Origin of the sequence: Pseudoxanthomonas sacheonensis, assembly GCF_010093305.1 — a bacterium.
In the GTDB taxonomy this organism is placed as follows: domain Bacteria; phylum Pseudomonadota; class Gammaproteobacteria; order Xanthomonadales; family Xanthomonadaceae; genus Pseudoxanthomonas_A; species Pseudoxanthomonas_A sacheonensis.
In genome coordinates this window covers 299,954-314,528 of record NZ_PDWS01000003.1, presented here as the reverse complement: position 1 = coordinate 314,528, position 14,575 = coordinate 299,954, and the positions used below count along the sequence as shown (strand labels likewise).

General features: G+C 65.1%; 15 protein-coding genes. 9 read left to right on the top strand and 6 right to left on the bottom strand.

Annotation, left to right across the window (positions count from 1 at the left end; all coding sequences use genetic code 11):
- Window positions 1-147 precede the first annotated feature (147 nt).
- Complete coding sequence (locus CSC73_RS05075) at window positions 148-1,056, top strand: DUF2167 domain-containing protein (RefSeq protein WP_163839310.1); 909 nt, start codon at window positions 148-150, stop codon at window positions 1,054-1,056.
- A gap of 53 nt (window positions 1,057-1,109) precedes the next feature.
- On the opposite strand, the gene CSC73_RS05070 is transcribed toward CSC73_RS05075, so the two are convergent.
- Both CSC73_RS05070 and CSC73_RS05065 read right to left on the bottom strand, forming a co-directional pair.
- A complete protein-coding gene (locus CSC73_RS05070; RefSeq protein ID WP_163839309.1) occupies window positions 1,110-1,748 on the bottom strand; it encodes a hypothetical protein in 639 nt (212 codons plus the stop codon).
- Window positions 1,749-1,855: 107 nt separating this feature from the next.
- Window positions 1,856-2,125, bottom strand: coding sequence for a YkgJ family cysteine cluster protein (locus CSC73_RS05065; RefSeq protein WP_163839308.1), 270 nt, complete (start codon window positions 2,123-2,125; stop codon window positions 1,856-1,858).
- A gap of 72 nt (window positions 2,126-2,197) precedes the next feature.
- Here CSC73_RS05065 and CSC73_RS05060 point away from each other — a divergent pair, with 72 nt between their 5' ends.
- From CSC73_RS05060 to CSC73_RS05025, 8 genes are all read left to right on the top strand, one after another.
- Window positions 2,198-2,707 carry an RDD family protein gene (locus CSC73_RS05060; RefSeq protein WP_163839307.1) on the top strand — a complete coding sequence of 170 codons (510 nt, stop codon included), beginning with the start codon at window positions 2,198-2,200 and terminating at the stop codon, window positions 2,705-2,707.
- Entirely contained in the window at window positions 2,707-3,387 is a 681-nt protein-coding gene (locus CSC73_RS05055; protein WP_163839306.1) for an RDD family protein, read from the top strand. The genes CSC73_RS05060 and CSC73_RS05055 overlap by 1 nt, the downstream gene beginning before the upstream one ends.
- Window positions 3,384-4,388, top strand: coding sequence for a stage II sporulation protein M (locus CSC73_RS05050; protein ID WP_163839305.1), 1,005 nt, complete (start codon window positions 3,384-3,386; stop codon window positions 4,386-4,388). Before CSC73_RS05055 ends, CSC73_RS05050 begins: the two co-directional genes overlap by 4 nt.
- Window positions 4,378-5,913 carry a DUF4129 domain-containing protein gene (locus CSC73_RS05045; RefSeq protein ID WP_163839304.1) on the top strand — a complete coding sequence of 512 codons (1,536 nt, stop codon included), beginning with the start codon at window positions 4,378-4,380 and terminating at the stop codon, window positions 5,911-5,913. The genes CSC73_RS05050 and CSC73_RS05045 overlap by 11 nt, the downstream gene beginning before the upstream one ends.
- Entirely contained in the window at window positions 5,910-7,094 is a 1,185-nt protein-coding gene (locus tag CSC73_RS05040) for a DUF4350 domain-containing protein (RefSeq protein WP_163839303.1), read from the top strand. The genes CSC73_RS05045 and CSC73_RS05040 overlap by 4 nt, the downstream gene beginning before the upstream one ends.
- A complete protein-coding gene (locus CSC73_RS05035) occupies window positions 7,091-8,104 on the top strand; it encodes an AAA family ATPase (RefSeq protein WP_163839302.1) in 1,014 nt (337 codons plus the stop codon). The genes CSC73_RS05040 and CSC73_RS05035 overlap by 4 nt, the downstream gene beginning before the upstream one ends.
- Window positions 8,105-8,678: 574 nt before the next feature.
- Window positions 8,679-9,977: a DUF58 domain-containing protein gene (locus tag CSC73_RS05030; RefSeq protein WP_163839301.1), complete on the top strand. Its 1,299-nt coding sequence runs from the start codon at window positions 8,679-8,681 to the stop codon at window positions 9,975-9,977.
- A 109-nt stretch (window positions 9,978-10,086) separates the two neighbouring features.
- Window positions 10,087-11,139 carry a DUF4380 domain-containing protein gene (locus tag CSC73_RS05025; RefSeq protein WP_246197348.1) on the top strand — a complete coding sequence of 351 codons (1,053 nt, stop codon included), beginning with the start codon at window positions 10,087-10,089 and terminating at the stop codon, window positions 11,137-11,139.
- A gap of 30 nt (window positions 11,140-11,169) precedes the next feature.
- On the opposite strand, the gene CSC73_RS05020 is transcribed toward CSC73_RS05025, so the two are convergent.
- The 4 genes from CSC73_RS05020 to hemB all read right to left on the bottom strand — a co-directional run bounded on the left by CSC73_RS05020 (window position 11,170) and on the right by hemB (window position 14,441).
- A complete protein-coding gene (locus CSC73_RS05020) occupies window positions 11,170-11,946 on the bottom strand; it encodes a ThuA domain-containing protein (protein ID WP_163839300.1) in 777 nt (258 codons plus the stop codon).
- Between the two features lie 175 nt (window positions 11,947-12,121).
- Window positions 12,122-12,490, bottom strand: coding sequence for a hypothetical protein (locus tag CSC73_RS05015; protein WP_163839299.1), 369 nt, complete (start codon window positions 12,488-12,490; stop codon window positions 12,122-12,124).
- 11 nt (window positions 12,491-12,501) lie between these two features.
- Entirely contained in the window at window positions 12,502-13,344 is an 843-nt protein-coding gene (gene aroE, locus CSC73_RS05010; RefSeq protein WP_163839298.1) for a shikimate dehydrogenase, read from the bottom strand.
- 101 nt (window positions 13,345-13,445) lie between these two features.
- Window positions 13,446-14,441 carry a porphobilinogen synthase gene (gene hemB / locus CSC73_RS05005; protein WP_163839297.1) on the bottom strand — a complete coding sequence of 332 codons (996 nt, stop codon included), beginning with the start codon at window positions 14,439-14,441 and terminating at the stop codon, window positions 13,446-13,448.
- Window positions 14,442-14,575: the final 134 nt, after the last annotated feature.

The following is a 14,575-nucleotide window of genomic DNA, read 5'->3' as shown; positions in this document are numbered from 1 at the left end:
GCATTTCGCTGGGTCGTGGCCATCCCGGATATGCCATGCGTCGGGGGCGTAGCCCCGACCTACCTCGGCGCCCGACCCGTTGCGCGCGGACGTAGCTCACGCGACACTGGCCCGCGGGCATGGGGATGCCCAATCACGGAGCGATAGATGATGAAGGCGATGATTCGTGGCCTGCTGGCCACGTTGTGCGTGGGCATGGCCCTGTCCGCAGCCGCGCAGGCACCGGAAGGGAAGGCGGCGGAAACTACACCGGAGCAGTTCGTCGCTTCGTTGCATTTCAAGGACGGAGAGATCGCGGTACCGCAAGCCAAGGCGCACTTCCGCCTGACGCCCGCTTTCCGCTACCTGGAACAGACCGATGCGCGCCGCGTATTGGAAGAGCTGTGGGGCAATCCCCCGGACGAGAGCGTGCTGGGCCTGATCGTGCCGGCTACTCCGACCTTGGTCGAGGACAAGAGCTGGGCGGTGGTGGTGACTTATTCCGACGACGGCTACGTCTCCGACGAGGACGCGGCCAAGATCGACTACCAGGAAATGCTGGAGGAAATGCAGCAAGGCACCAAAGACGAGAACGCCGCGCGCAAGGAGGCGGGCTACGGCACCGTCGATCTGCTGGGTTGGGCCGTGGCGCCGCGCTACGACGCCGCCAGCAAGAAGATGTACTGGGCCAAAGAGCTGAAGTTCGACGAGTCCAAGGAGAACACGCTGAACTACGACATCCGCGTGCTCGGCCGTAACGGCTACCTGAGCCTCAACGCCGTCTCCGGCATGTCCGAACTGGGACTGGTGCAGACCGGCATGCAGCAACTGCTGCCGATGACCGAGTTCGACGCCGGCGCGCGCTACGCCGATTACGACGCCTCCACCGACAAGGTCGCCGCCTATGGCGTGGCCGCGCTGATCGGCGGCGGGCTGGCGGCAAAGGCCGGGTTGTTCGCCAAGCTGGGCCTGGTGCTGGCCAAGTTCTGGAAGCTGGGTCTGATCGCGGTCGTGGGTTTGGGCGCGCTGATCAAGCGATTCTTCAGCAACAAGCGCGAACAGGACACGATCAAGTAGTTCCACGCTCAGTCCGAAAGGCGTCGTCGGCCGAACCGACGACGCCGGACGGCTTAATTCCTGCTCACGTCGTGAATTTCGCCGCTGCCGTGCAGTTGTTGCAGCTGCGAGATCGGCAACTGGATCTGCTCGGCCACGTAGTAGCTCTCGTCCCTTGCCTTGGAAGACAGGTCGCGGCTGGCGCCGGTCAGTTTGCTGTAACCCACATTGGGAACCTGCAGGCTGATCTGCTGGCCGTTGATCGAGGCCACGCGCATGACTCCGTAGGCGTGGCCATCGAAACCGCCAGGCACCAGTTTCTCCAGATCGACGACGTAGAGATCGCCTACCTGGGGTTGCGCGATCAACGTCGTTTCGCGCGCGTTGGATTGATTCGAAGCCACGATCCCGAACACGATCGCAACGGCGATCAGACCCAATAGAACCAGACCGCCGAAACGCCGATAGAAAGGGATAGGGGATTTCCCCAGCTTTTCCTCGAATTGCTTGCTGTCATGACGGGTGCCGCGGCCGCATACGTCGCAGACCGTCGCATAAGTCTTCTCCGTGACCCAGCTGAACAGATACCACAAATGTGCGTACCGGTAGCTGAGAATATTCTTGAACGGCCGGTCTTTTTCGCAGATCGCGCAATGCGCTTCGCCCGCATTGCCCAGTTGCACGACATCGCCCCCCGAACCCCAAATCAGCATCGCTCTTCTCCCCAGGTTTTAGTTCACGGTTGTTTTCAAGCCAGCGGCTTGCCCCGGGAGATAGCCTAAACCGACGCCAGCCGACGACGATAGGTCCCCGTCCGTTTCTACGGCCGTGTGGCGGATTCGAGGCCGGCGAGAAATGCCAGCGCTTGGCCGCGGTCGTTTCCGCACATCTCCATCGACGGCCGCAGCGAGGCGCAGAACGCCGGCCGCTCGGGTTTTCCGAACAGCTTGCAGCGCAGATCCGCGTCCAGCTGCACGCAGGGCACGCCCGCCGGCTTGCCCTGCGGCATGCCGGGAATGGGCGAAGTGATCGACGGCGCGATGCAGCAGGCGCCGCAACGGCTGCGGCAAGGGAAAGTGGAGTTTTCCATGGCATCGCCAGTGTAATGACTCTGGGCAAGGCAGGTTTTGGCCGTTAAAGTCGTGCCGACAAGGGAAGGCGCATGGAAAGCGAAACGACCAACCAGAATCCGTACGCGGCACCGCAATCGCCCGTAGCCGCGCGACCGCAGCAGCTCCGGCAGGAGCCTGCCGGGCGCGCCATCCGCCTGGGAGCGGTGCTTATCGACAATGTCCTGTTCACCATCGCATTCCTGCCGGGATACCTGCTGTTGCTGGAGGAAATGCCCGCGGACACGGCATCGGTCTTGCAATGGATCGCCCCGGTGACCGGTCTGCTGGGCCTGGGACTGCTGGGCTACAACCTGTGGCTGCTGCATCGGCAGGGGCAGACGCTGGCGAAAAGCTGGCTCGGCATCCGCATCGTGCGTACCGACGGTAGCCGCAGCGGCCTGGGACGGATCTTCTGGCTGCGTTATTTCTTTCCGACGCTGATCGGCGCCGTTCCTTGCGTGGGCGGAATCTTCAGCCTGGTGGACGCGCTTTTCATTTTCGCGGACGACCGCCGTTGCCTGCACGACCACATGGCCGACACCATGGTAGTGCTCGCCTGATGCTGGACACCTATCGCGAAGTGGTCACGCCCGAAGGCGTGGCCCTGCATCTGCCCGTCGCCGGTCCGGTGCCGCGTGCGGTGGCGTGGTCCATCGATCTGGCCATCCGCCTGGGCATTCTCATGCTGGTCGGCACCCTGCTGGCCTTGCTGGGTACGGCCGGGGAGGGCTTGTACCTGATCTCGATGTTTCTGATTTTCTGGGCCTACCCCATTCTGTTCGAGGTGCTGTGGGACGGACAGACGCCCGGCAAGAAAGCCATGTCGCTGCGCGTGGTCAACGGCGACGGCGCGCCGGTGGGCTGGTTGCCCGCCATCACCCGCAATCTACTGCGCACCGTGGACATGCTGCCGTTCGGCTATGCCGCCGGCCTGATCGCCTGCCTGGCCGATCCGCATGCGCGGCGGCTGGGCGACATGGTCGCCGGCACGCTGGTGGTGCACAACGAACGCGAACGCGATGCGGCAGCGGCGCCGGTGAATGCGGTGCTTGCGCCCAGCGCGGGGCTGCAGCCGGCGGAACAGGCGGCCGTGGTCGCCTTCGGCGAACGCGCGCCACTGCTGACGCCCGCGCGGCAGGAAGAGCTGGCCAACATCGTCGAACCGCTGACCGGCAGCGGCTGCCAGGGCGGCGTGCTGCGCCTGTACGGCATGGCCAACTGGTTGTTGGGGCGGCGATGAGGCAGGAACAATTCGTCGCCCGCCATCAACGCGAATGGCAACAGTTCGAGCACTGGCTGGAAACGCGCGGCAATGCGCACCATGCGCTGTCCGAACGCAATACCGGCGAAATCGGCGATGAAGACATTCCCGCGCGCTACCGGCGCCTGTGCCAGCAGCTGGCGCTGGCGCGCAGGCGCGGCTACAGCCCGGTAGTGACCGCGCGGCTACAGGCGCTGATGCAGCGCGGCCACAACCTGCTGTACCGCACACCGCCGCCGCGTTGGCAGCGCGCAGTCGAATTCCTGCTCGCCGACTTCCCGCGTTTGGTGCGCAGCGAAGCCGGCTGCATGTGGGCTTCCATGGTGCTGTTCGTGGTGCCGCTGGTGACGATGTTCGTGCTGCTGCAGTTCTATCCCGAACTGATCCACGGCCTGATGAGCCCGCAGGAAGTGGCGCAGCTGGAGCGCATGTACGATCCGGCCAGCGACAGCAACAAGCTGGGGCGCGAAAGCGGGACCGACTGGGCCATGTTCGGCCACTACATCATGAACAACATCAGCATCGGCCTGCGCACTTTCGCCAGCGGATTGCTGGCCGGCGTGGGCACGATCCTGGTGCTGATACTCAACGGCGTAGGCATCGGCGCGGCGTTCGGCCACCTGCAGCAGATCGGTTCCGCCGATCCCCTGTGGCGTTTCGTAGCCGGCCATGCGCCGTTCGAGCTGACCGCCATCGTGCTCGCGGGCGGCGCTGGGTTGCGGCTGGGCTTCAATCTGATCGCTCCCGGCCGCCGCACCCGCATCGATGCGTTGGTTGCCGGCGGCATCAAGGGCGCCAGGCTGTGCCTGGGTATCGCTTTCATGTTGCTGGTGGCGGCGTTCATCGAGGCGTTCTGGTCGTCCACGCAATCCATTCCGGCATCGATCAAGTACTCGGTATCGGGCGTGCTGTGGACGCTGGTGCTGCTATGGCTGTGGCGCGGCGGGCGCAATCAGCCGGGAGACGCCGATGCGTCTTGAGCAGATGACCGTGCATCTGCGCTCGCGCTCGGCATGGGAAGCGGTGGAATTGGGAACGGCGCTGGTGCGCCGGCATGCGGCTGCGATATGGAAGCCCTGGTTGTTGGTCACCGTACCGCTGTTCGTCGCGTTGAATGCCGCCGCCTGGGCTATCGATTCCATCTGGCTGGCCGGTCTGTTGATGTGGTGGTTGAAGCCGGTGTTCGACCGCATTCCCTTGTTCGTAGTGTCTCGCGCTACCTTCGGGGCTACTCCCAGCGTGCGCGAAGCGCTGTTGGCTCAGTTGCGCTGGGGCTGGCAGCCGATGCTTCACTACCTCACTTGGCGCCGCTTCAGTCCAGCTCGCACTCTGTATCTACCCATCGACCTGTTGGAAGGGGTGACGGGCGCACGTCTGCGCGAGAGAAGGCGCGTGCTCGGTGGTGCCGTGTACGGCAATGCGGCATTGCTGACGCTTGTCTGCCTCAACTTCGAGCTTTCGTTGGTCCTGGGTGGCGTGGGCGCGATTTTCCTTTTCGTGGACGTCGACAACTGGCTTGAAGCATTGCGCTTGATCTGGAATGTCTTGGTGGAAGAGCCCAAGTGGTGGGCGCAGATCATCGCCAACGGACTGGTCTGGATCGCCACCTCGGTGATCGAACCCTTCTTCGTCGGCGCCGGCTTCGGCCTCTACCTCAACCGCCGTACCCAGATCGAAGCCTGGGACGTGGAGATCGCCTTCCGAAAATTGCGCGCAAGGCTGACCGCCGCGGCCGCGCCATTCGCACTGGTGCTGGCCTTGCTGGGAGCCGGCTTGGCGCCCGCACGCGCGCAGGAAGCGCAAGCTCCGGCCACGCCGGCCAAGCAGGAAGCCCCGACGCTGCCGGCCGTGTTCGGCGATGCGCGCGTGGACGAACGCGCTTTCAGCAAGGCCGTGGACCAGGCCTATCGCGATCCCTTGCTCAATTCCAGGAGCAAGCAGGTGACGTGGGAGAAACGCGACAAGCCCAAGCCCAAGCCACCTTCGCCGCAACGCGATATGTCATGGCTGTCCGGTTTCGGCCAGGTATTCGCCTTCATCGCCGAGTGGGGCCTGTGGATACTGGTGGGTGGACTGGTGGCGATCCTGTTGCTGACCCTGCGCCACTGGTTGCCATGGATGCGCGGTTCGCTGCGCAGGCACAAACCGCTGCCGGTGGACGTGGAAACAGAGGCCCTTCAACTCCCCGAAATCCTGCCCGACAACGTGCCCGCCGAAGCGCGGCGGTTGTGGGTGCAGGGCAAGCCGCGCCATGCATTGGCGCTGCTGTACCGCGCCAGCGTGGAAACCATGGCCCGGCGCGCCGAAGTCGCGCTGCCGCCCGGCGCCACCGAGTCCGAATGCCTGCGCGCTTCGCGACGGATGCCCGACGGTGAGGACCGCAGCCTGTTCGCACGGATGGTGCGCGTGTGGCAATACGCGGCCTATGCGCAACAGTTGCCCGCGCAGGAAGAATTCGACGATCTGCTGTCCAGCCTGCAGCAACGCTACCGGTGGGCGGCATGAACCGGTTCGGCCCCGCCGCGCGCATCGTGTTGATCGTGTTGCTGGCCGCAGCGGTGATTGGCGGCGGCGTGGCTTGGTTCCTGCATGCCTACGAGAAAGTGGAGCGCGAAATCGCGCTGCCGCCGCGCGGCGAAGCCGGCTACAACCCGCTGTATGCGCTGAAGAAGGCGTTGCAGGCCGACGGGGTCAAGGTGGAATCGCGTCAGCGCCTCAATCTGGCCGCCCAACAGCTCGGTGCGCACGACACGCTGCTGATCCTCAACGATCCGCGCACCATGACCCCGGTGGAATCCCGCCGATTGCTGGAATGGGTGGCCGGCGGCGGACATCTGCTGGTACGCACGCCACTCCCGGCAATTCATGACGAGGAAACCGGCGTTCCGATTCTGGAGGACATCGGCATATTCCTGAGCGACCAGTCGCCGGAATGCGAACCGTTGCAGGTGGAGGGTCAGGACGGCCACATCGAATTCTGCAGCGGCCGCCGCTTTTATTTCGATGAAGTCGAACCCGAACTTTCCTGGGGCGATCTGCAGGCCGACTACGTGTACGCGCGGCTCGCGCACGGCAAGGGCCATGTGGACGTGCTGGCGGATTTCGACTTCCTGACCAACAAAGGCAGTACCGACAGCGGTTTTCTGGGCATGGTCAAAGACGACCAGTCCGGCGGCCTGCGCGACGGCCCGCATCGCGCGCTGGCAAGGCAGGTGCTGGCGCCCAACTACGGCCAAGGCACCGTGCACCTGGTCTACGCCGCGCAGATGCCCTCGCTGTTCCGCACCGTGCTTACCCAGGGCTGGCCGGTATGGGTGCCGCTGGCGCTGGCGCTGCTGGCCTGGCTGTGGCTGCGCATGCAGCGCTTCGGCCCTTTGCGGCCATCGCCGCCGGCCGAGCGGCGCTCGTTGCTGGAGCATGTGCGCGCCAGCGGCGAACACCTGTTCCGTTACAACAAGCGCGCCCTGCTGTACGCGGCGGTGCGCAACTCTTTCCTGGCCCGCCTGCGCCGCCGCGATCCCGTGGCCGCAGCGCTGTCCGGCGAAGCCCAGATCGGTGCGATCGCCGAGCGCCTGGACATTTCCGCCGACAAGATAAGAACCGCGCTGCAGCCGCCGTCCTCGCACGACAAGCCCGCTTTCCGCGACCGCATTTCCACTCTGATCCAGCTGAGAAACCGCATATGAACGATGAAACCGCAAACGCGCCTGCAGCCTCCGCGAATACGGCGCCCGCCATTACCGGCGCAGCGCTGGCCGAACGCGCTGCCGCCGTGCGCGAGGAAGTCTCCAAGGCCTTCATCGGCCAGCCGGAGGTGCTGGACCAGATCCTCATCGCGCTGCTGGCCGGGGGCCATGTACTGATCGAAGGCGTTCCCGGCCTGGGCAAGACGTTGCTGGTGCGCGCATTGGCGCAGGCGCTGGAACTCAACTACGCGCGCGTGCAGTTCACTTCCGACCTGATGCCCAGCGACGTCAGCGGCCATGCGGTCTACGATCCCAAGACCGAGAGCTTCAAGATCCGTCGCGGCCCCGTTTTCACCAACCTGCTGCTGGCCGACGAAATCAACCGCGCCCCGGCCAAGACCCAGTCCGCGTTGCTGGAAGTGATGCAGGAAGGGCAGGTCACCATCGAAGGCAAGCCCTTCGAACTGTCGCCGCCGTTCCTCGCCCTGGCCACGCAGAACCCGGTGGAGCAGGAAGGCACCTATCCGCTGCCGGAAGCGCAGCTGGACCGTTTCCTGCTGAAGATCCTGATCGACTATCCGCAGCTTGCCGACGAAAAGCGCATGGTCGACGCCATCACCACCGGCCGCAGCGCAGGCGATTTCGATCTCTCCCAGGTACGCCGCGTGCTCGGCGCCAGCGACATCGTGGCCATGCAGCGTGGTACTGCCGCAGTCATCGTGGATGAGCAGGTGATCGATTACGCGGTGCGCATCGTGGCCGCCACCCGCAAGTGGCCGGGCATCTCGCTGGGCGCCGGCCCGCGCGGCAGCATCGCGCTGGTGCGCGCGGCGCGCGCGCAGGCGGTGCTGCAAGGCCGCGACTTCGTAACCCCCGACGACGTGCGCGAAATCGCCAAGCCGGCGCTGAGGCACCGCATAACCCTGTCGCCGGAACTGCAGATCGAAGGCCAGTCGCCCGACGACGCCTTGCACGCGCTGCTGGCCAAGGTGGAAGCGCCGCGGAAATGAAGCCGTACGGCGCCGCTTTTGCCTGGCTTGTCTTCCCCCTTTGCAAAAGGGGGATCGAGGGGGATTTGCTTTTGACTTTGCTTTCGGGCGCTACCGCGAAGAGCAAATCCTCCCCAACCCTCCTTTTTCAAAGGAGGGGGCGGTCATGACGCCGTCTGCGGCGCGTGCTTCCCACTTCCCCCTTTGCAACAGGGGGACCGAGGGGGATTTGCTTTTGACTTTGCTTTCGGGCGCTGCCGCGAAGAGCAAATCCTCCCCAACCCTCCTTTTTCAAAGGAGGGGGCGGTCATGACGCCGTCTGCGGCGCGTGCTTCCCACTTCCCCCTTTGCAAAAGGGGGGTCGAGGGGGATTTGCTTTTGACTTTGCTTTCGGGCGCTGCCGCGAAGAGCAAATCCTCCCCAACCCTCCTTTTTCAAAGGAGGGGGTGGTCATGACGCCGTCCGCAGCGCACGCTTCCCACTTCCCCCTTTGCAAAAGGGGGACCGAGGGGGATTTGCTTTTGACTTTGCTTTCGGGCACTGCCGCGAAGAGCAAATCCTCCCCAACCCTCCTTTTTCAAAGGAGGGAGCTGCTTTGAGGCCTGCACCACTGCTTATCGGATTGCTGGTGCTGTGGGGCCTGTCTGGTTTCGCCGTGCTGTTCGCGGGCGTGCCCTTGCTCGCCTGGCTGTTGGCCGGCGCCGGCCTTGCCTTGCTCGCCGTACTGGATGGCCTGCTCCTGCGCCGCCGTCCAACTCCGCAGGTCTCGCGCGAAATTCCTGAAGCTCTGCCGCTGGGCATCGAACGCGATGTCGCTCTGCGCGTGGAATCGATGTCGCGCCAACGCATCGACCTGTTCGACCTGCATCCCGGCGGATGGCCTGCGCAAGGCCTGCCGAAGCGCCTGAAGCTGGCGCCGGCCACCGCGTCCACTTTCAGTTACCGCCTGCGTCCCACCGCGCGCGGCGATGCGACGTTCGCCGGAGTGCAATTGCGATTGGCGTCGGCGTTGCGGCTCTGGCGGCAATCGCGCATCGTCGGCACGCCGCAGCGGGTGCGTGTTTATCCCAACTTCGCGCCGCTGACCAAGTTCGCGCTGTTCAGCGCCGAACAGGCTTCGCGGCTGGTCGGCGCGCACCTGAAACGCCGCCGCGGCGAAGGCACCGATTTCAACCAGATGCGCGAATACCGGGTCGGCGACAGTCTGCGCCAGATCGACTGGAAGGCGACTTCGCGCTCGCGCAAGCTGATTTCGCGCGAGTACCAGGACGAGAAGAACCAGCAGCTGGTGATGATGGTCGACACTGGCCGCCGCATGATGGCGCAGGAGGGCGAGCTGGCGCATTTCGACCATGTCTTGAACGCGACGCTGGTGGTGTCCTACCTGGCGCTGCGCCAGGGCGATGCGGTCGGGTTGTTCGCCAGCGGCGGCGAATCGCGCTGGGTCGCGCCCAAGCGCGGCATGGCCAGCATCGACACCTTGCTGCGCACCAGCTACAGCCTGCAGCCGCAGCCGGTGGCCACCGATTACCTGGCTGCCGCGACCGAGCTGTCGCTGCGCCAGCGCAAGCGTTCGCTGGTGATGCTGGTCACCAACGTGCGCGACGAGGACATCGAAGATCTGCTGGCCGGCGTACGCCTGTTGCAGAAGCGGCATCTGGTCTGCGTCGCCAGTCTGCGCGAGCGCGCGCTGGACCAGGCGATGAACGACGAAGTGCACGATCTGCCTGGCGCCATCCGCGCCGCCGCCGTGGCCCGCTACCTGGAGCAGCGCACCGCCGCGCACGAAGCATTGCGCAGCCATCGGGTGATGGTGCTGGATGTGGGCAGCGAAGAATTGCCCGCCGCGCTGGTGGAGAAGTATCTGGCGGTCAAGCGCGACGGATTGCTGTAATCGCGCGGCATTTGCAGGCGCGCTCGGCCAGAGCGATGCTTTCACGCCGGCAGCGACAGGATCGCCGCGGCATCACACCGACATCACACCGACAATCGGAGCGGATCCAATGAAGTCCTGGCTGGCGATAGCCGCACTCTGCATGCCGATGGCCGCTTCGGCGGTCGAAACCGTTCGCCTGGAGAATGGCCTTATCGCACTGGAGGTCACCCCTGAGCTGGGAGGACGCGGCCTGGCATTCTCGCTCAAAGGCCGTCCCAACCTGCTGAAGACCGGCGAGCCGCTGGCCACTCGGCCCAAACCAGAAGTCAGCGCGACGGCCGACGACATCGGCTACCTCGGCCACGATGTATGGGTGGGTCCGCAAAGCCAGTGGTGGGTGCATCAGGATGCCAATCCCTCACGCCGCGAAGCCCGGGCGAACTGGCCGCCGGATCCGTTCCTGGCTTTCGCCGATACCCGGATTGTGGAGAGAACGCCGACGCGCCTGGTCCTGGAAGGCGTGGACAGTCCGGTCTCGGGCGTGCGCCTGCGCAAGACGTTCCAGTTGTCTGTCGACAGGCCGGATACCGTGGAAGTCCGCGCCACCGCACGCAATATCCGCAATACCGACATCGCGTGGGATCTGTGGTTCAACACACGCACTCCTTCGTACACACGCGTGTATGTGCCGGTGACCGGCGACCAGGACGTGCGCGTGCAGGCTTCCACCGAACAGACGATAGGGCCCTTGCTGCCGCGCGTGGAGCGCGGCCTGTTTTCGCTGGACAGATCGGCGCTTGAGGAAGGCATGAGCGCCCGGCGCGGCAAGGTCCTGATACAGCCCTCCGCGGGCTGGATGGCCGGATTCGCCAGCGGCCAGCTTTTCCTGATCCGGTTCCGGCATCATCCTCTTTCGAAGATCCATCCCGAGCAGGGCCAGGTGGAGCTTTACCTGGACGAACCCGCCGATGCGAGCGCGGGACTGTTGGAAATGGAGGTGCATGCGCCCTACCGCACGCTCAAGCCGGGCGAAGAGATGGAAGCGGTGGAGTGGTGGACCGCGATGCCGTACGACGGAGCGTATACGCGCGAGGCGCAGGTGGCGTTCCTGTGCGGAGAGGCGGCGGAACGGATGGAGCTTGAGAATCTTTGCGGCGACCAGAAGAAAGAGGCGCCGTAACCGGCAGCGGCCGACCAGCGCGGATGCTGGTTACGGAATAGACTTTTCCGCGACGATGCCGCGTCCCGTGGCTGCCCAGTAGATGCCGCCGTAAAGGTGATCCAGATAAAGCCGGTCGTTGTACAGCTCTGGCGTGTGCCCCAGCGCAGTGACGAAACTGCGGCCGCCCTCGAAGAAGTGGTACCACGCCACCGGGTGCGATTTGCCCATGCCTTCGGCTTTCTGGCCGGGCCAGATCAGGGTGGGATCGTAACTGGACTCATCCACGTTCATCACGACATGCAGGTCGGAGGAATAGGGCGCGTCGTATTCGTACCATTCGTCCGTCCATAGCCAGCGGTCCGGCAATCCCAGCGTGGCCGGGAAGTTGCGATCCACCACGTCGATCACGCCGGTCTGGATATAAGGATGGGTACGGAACGAACGCCCCACCAGATGCTCGTACCAGGTCCATTCGCGAGCGGTGGCGATGGCCTTGTGCACGGCCACGAAGCCGCCGCCGGCATGGATGTAGTCCTGGAAGCGCTTGCGCTGCGGCTCGCTCAGCTCCGCGCCGGGAGTGTTGAGGAACACGATGGCGGCGTACTGCGAAAGGTCGCCGTCGAAAGGGCGTGTGTCCCATGCCCAGACCATTTCGAAATTGTGGCGCCGTGCCATCTGCTCGAACGACGGCCTGGCCACGGTGATGTAGTCGTTGTGGTATTTGTTGGGAATGGCCGCGACCAGCACCTTGAACTGCTGCTGCGCTTGCGCAGGCAATGCGGACAATGCGCAGATCAGCGCGAGCAGGACGATCGATTTCCTCATGGCCCGATCGTAGCGCAAACATGGCGGTCGTATCGGCATCGCTGGCTCAGGACTTCAGATTTCCCTTCGCTGCTTATTCCGCATCGGCAACGAGGTATGCGGTCGCGAACTATCCCGTGCGGCGGTAAGGCGACGATGCGGTGCGGAGGATCGCACGCACAGCCTTCACCGCCGATTACTGCCCTGGGGCACGCGTGGTCGCTTCGGCTTGCCGCGTCGCCTTGCACAACCCCCAAGCAATCATCACCAACCCCGCCAGCGAAACGCAGTTGATCAACATGTGCACGGCGCTCAGGCGCGCGAAGATCGTGCTGATCTGGGTGGCGGAATCGGCGGCGGTGCTGATCACCCAGTTCTGGTAAAGCCCCAGCCCAAGCTGCAGCACCGCGCAGCCCAGCATCAGGCCGATGCCGATCAGGCCCAGCTGTCGCGCCTTGCCCGGGCGCGCCGCGCTCCACAACATCGCCAGGGCGATGGCGCAGGCCAGCAGTTCCGGGAACGAGTAGCCGAGCGTGGTCAACGCCGTTACCAGTAAAGAATCCATTTCGTTACTCCTCAGTCCGCCGTGACCAGTGAAGCATCCTTGCCGCGCAGCGCGGCGTAGACCGGCGCGGTGTCGGGGCGCACGCCGTGCCAGAGTTCGAAAGCCGCGGCGGCCTGTTCCACCAGCATGCCCAGGCCGTCGACCATGTCGCGGCAACCGGCGGCGCGTGCCCAGGCCAGGAACGGAATGGCGGCCTCGCCGTAATTCAGGTCCACCGCCAGCGTGCGCGGCGTGGACAACTGGAACGGCAGCGTGAATTCGTCCGCGCCGTTACGCGATGCGGAAGTGGCGTTGACGATCAGAGCGAAGTCGCCTTCGTTCACCAGATCGTCCCAGTAGCGCGAATGCGCGCGCTGCGGTTCGCCCAGCGCATCGGCCAGCGCATCGGCGCGCTCGGCGGTGCGATTGGCGACTATCAGTTCGGAAACGCCGGCGTCGAGCAGCGCGGGGGCTACTCCGCGCGCCGAACCGCCGGCGCCCAGCAGCAAGGTACGGCGCCCGCGCAGGTCCAGGCCCAGCCGACCGGTCAGGTCGCGCACCAGGCCGATGCCGTCGGTGTTGTCGCCATGCCATTGGCCGTCGTTGCGGGTCAGCGTGTTGACCGCGCCGGCGCGCCGCGCGCGTTCACTGGTGACGCTGCACAGGGCGAAGGCGGCTTCCTTCAAGGGCAGGGTGACGTTGGCGCCCCTGCCGCCGCCGGCCGCGAAAGCGTCCAGCGCCTGCATGAAGGCTTCCGGCGCCGCATCGACGGCGGTGTAGTCCAGCGCAATGCCGGTCTGGCGCCCGAATGCGGCGTGGATGCGCGGCGACAGCGAATGCGAAACCGGGTGACCGAAGACAGCGTAGTGACTCATGCAGGGCTCCTTGATTGAATTCCATTGTAGGAGCGGGCCCTGCCCGCGACGAGCCTTATCGGCAATGCCGGTCGCGGGCAGAGCCCGTTCCTGCGGAAATACTATGCGCTTTCTTCCCTCAACCACCGCGCCGCATCCAGCGCGAAATACGTAAGCACGCCGTCGGCGCCGGCACGCTTGAACGCGGTCAGCGCCTCCAGCACGCAAGCCCGTTCGTCCAGCCAGCCGTTGTCGAAGGCGGCCTTGAGCATCGCGTACTCGCCGCTGACCTGATAGGCGAAAGTGGGCACGCCGAATTCGTCCTTCACCCGCCGCACCACGTCCAGGTAAGGCATGCCGGGCTTGACCATCACCATGTCCGCGCCCTCGTCGATGTCCAGCGCGACTTCGTGCAGCGCTTCGTTCGAATTGGCCGGGTCCATCTGGTAGTTGTACTTGTTGCCCTTGCCCAGATTGCCGGCGCTGCCCACCGCATCGCGGAACGGGCCGTAGAACGCCGACGCGTACTTGGCCGAATAGGCCATGATCCGGGTATGCACGTGGCCCTCGCTTTCCAGGGCCTCGCGGATGGCGCCGATGCGGCCGTCCATCATGTCGCTGGGCGCCACGATGTCCACGCCGGCGCGCGCATGCGACAGCGCCTGCTTGACCAGCGCCTCGACGGTGATGTCGTTCATCACGTAGCCGCTGTCGTCGATGATGCCGTCCTGGCCGTGGGTGGTGAACGGATCCAGGGCCACGTCGGTGATCACGCCCAATCCCGGAAAACGCTGCTTGAGCGCGCGCACCGCCCGCTGGGCCAGGCCGTCGTCGTCCCAGGCGGCTTCGGCCTGCAGGGATTTGGCCTCCGGCGCGGTGACCGGGAACAAGGCCAGGGCGGGCACGCGCAGTTCCGAAGCCTGCTCGGCGACCTTCAGCAACTCGTCGATCGACAGACGCTCCACGCCCGGCATGGAAGGCACCGCCTCGCGGCCCGGCAGTTCGTGCACGAACACCGGATAGATCAGATCGTTGGCGGTCAGCACGTGCTCGCGCATCAGCCGCCGGGAGAAATCGTCGCGGCGCATGCGGCGGGGGCGGGTGTAGGGGTAGGCCATGGGTGCTCCTCAAGCGATGCGTAAATGATACGCCTGTGGCATTGAGCCCCTCTCCATCGGGAGAGGGGTTGGGGTGAGGGTACGGCGAAGCTGGGATGGTTCAGACATTAACTATTTCACCGCACCCTCATCCG

What these genes read in the sequence shown, in the direction of transcription:
- CSC73_RS05075 (WP_163839310.1), top strand. Translation starts at nt 148, where the DNA reads ATGATGAAGGCGATGATTCGTGGCCTGCTGGCCACGTTGTGCGTGGGC.
- CSC73_RS05070 (WP_163839309.1), bottom strand. Translation starts at nt 1,748, where the DNA reads ATGCTGATTTGGGGTTCGGGGGGCGATGTCGTGCAACTGGGCAATGCG.
- CSC73_RS05065 (WP_163839308.1), bottom strand. Translation starts at nt 2,125, where the DNA reads ATGGAAAACTCCACTTTCCCTTGCCGCAGCCGTTGCGGCGCCTGCTGC.
- CSC73_RS05060 (WP_163839307.1), top strand. Translation starts at nt 2,198, where the DNA reads ATGGAAAGCGAAACGACCAACCAGAATCCGTACGCGGCACCGCAATCG.
- CSC73_RS05055 (WP_163839306.1), top strand. Translation starts at nt 2,707, where the DNA reads ATGCTGGACACCTATCGCGAAGTGGTCACGCCCGAAGGCGTGGCCCTG.
- CSC73_RS05050 (WP_163839305.1), top strand. Translation starts at nt 3,384, where the DNA reads ATGAGGCAGGAACAATTCGTCGCCCGCCATCAACGCGAATGGCAACAG.
- CSC73_RS05045 (WP_163839304.1), top strand. Translation starts at nt 4,378, where the DNA reads ATGCGTCTTGAGCAGATGACCGTGCATCTGCGCTCGCGCTCGGCATGG.
- CSC73_RS05040 (WP_163839303.1), top strand. Translation starts at nt 5,910, where the DNA reads ATGAACCGGTTCGGCCCCGCCGCGCGCATCGTGTTGATCGTGTTGCTG.
- CSC73_RS05035 (WP_163839302.1), top strand. Translation starts at nt 7,091, where the DNA reads ATGAACGATGAAACCGCAAACGCGCCTGCAGCCTCCGCGAATACGGCG.
- CSC73_RS05025 (WP_246197348.1), top strand. Translation starts at nt 10,087, where the DNA reads ATGAAGTCCTGGCTGGCGATAGCCGCACTCTGCATGCCGATGGCCGCT.
- CSC73_RS05020 (WP_163839300.1), bottom strand. Translation starts at nt 11,946, where the DNA reads ATGAGGAAATCGATCGTCCTGCTCGCGCTGATCTGCGCATTGTCCGCA.
- CSC73_RS05015 (WP_163839299.1), bottom strand. Translation starts at nt 12,490, where the DNA reads ATGGATTCTTTACTGGTAACGGCGTTGACCACGCTCGGCTACTCGTTC.
- aroE (WP_163839298.1), bottom strand. Translation starts at nt 13,344, where the DNA reads ATGAGTCACTACGCTGTCTTCGGTCACCCGGTTTCGCATTCGCTGTCG.
- hemB (WP_163839297.1), bottom strand. Translation starts at nt 14,441, where the DNA reads ATGGCCTACCCCTACACCCGCCCCCGCCGCATGCGCCGCGACGATTTC.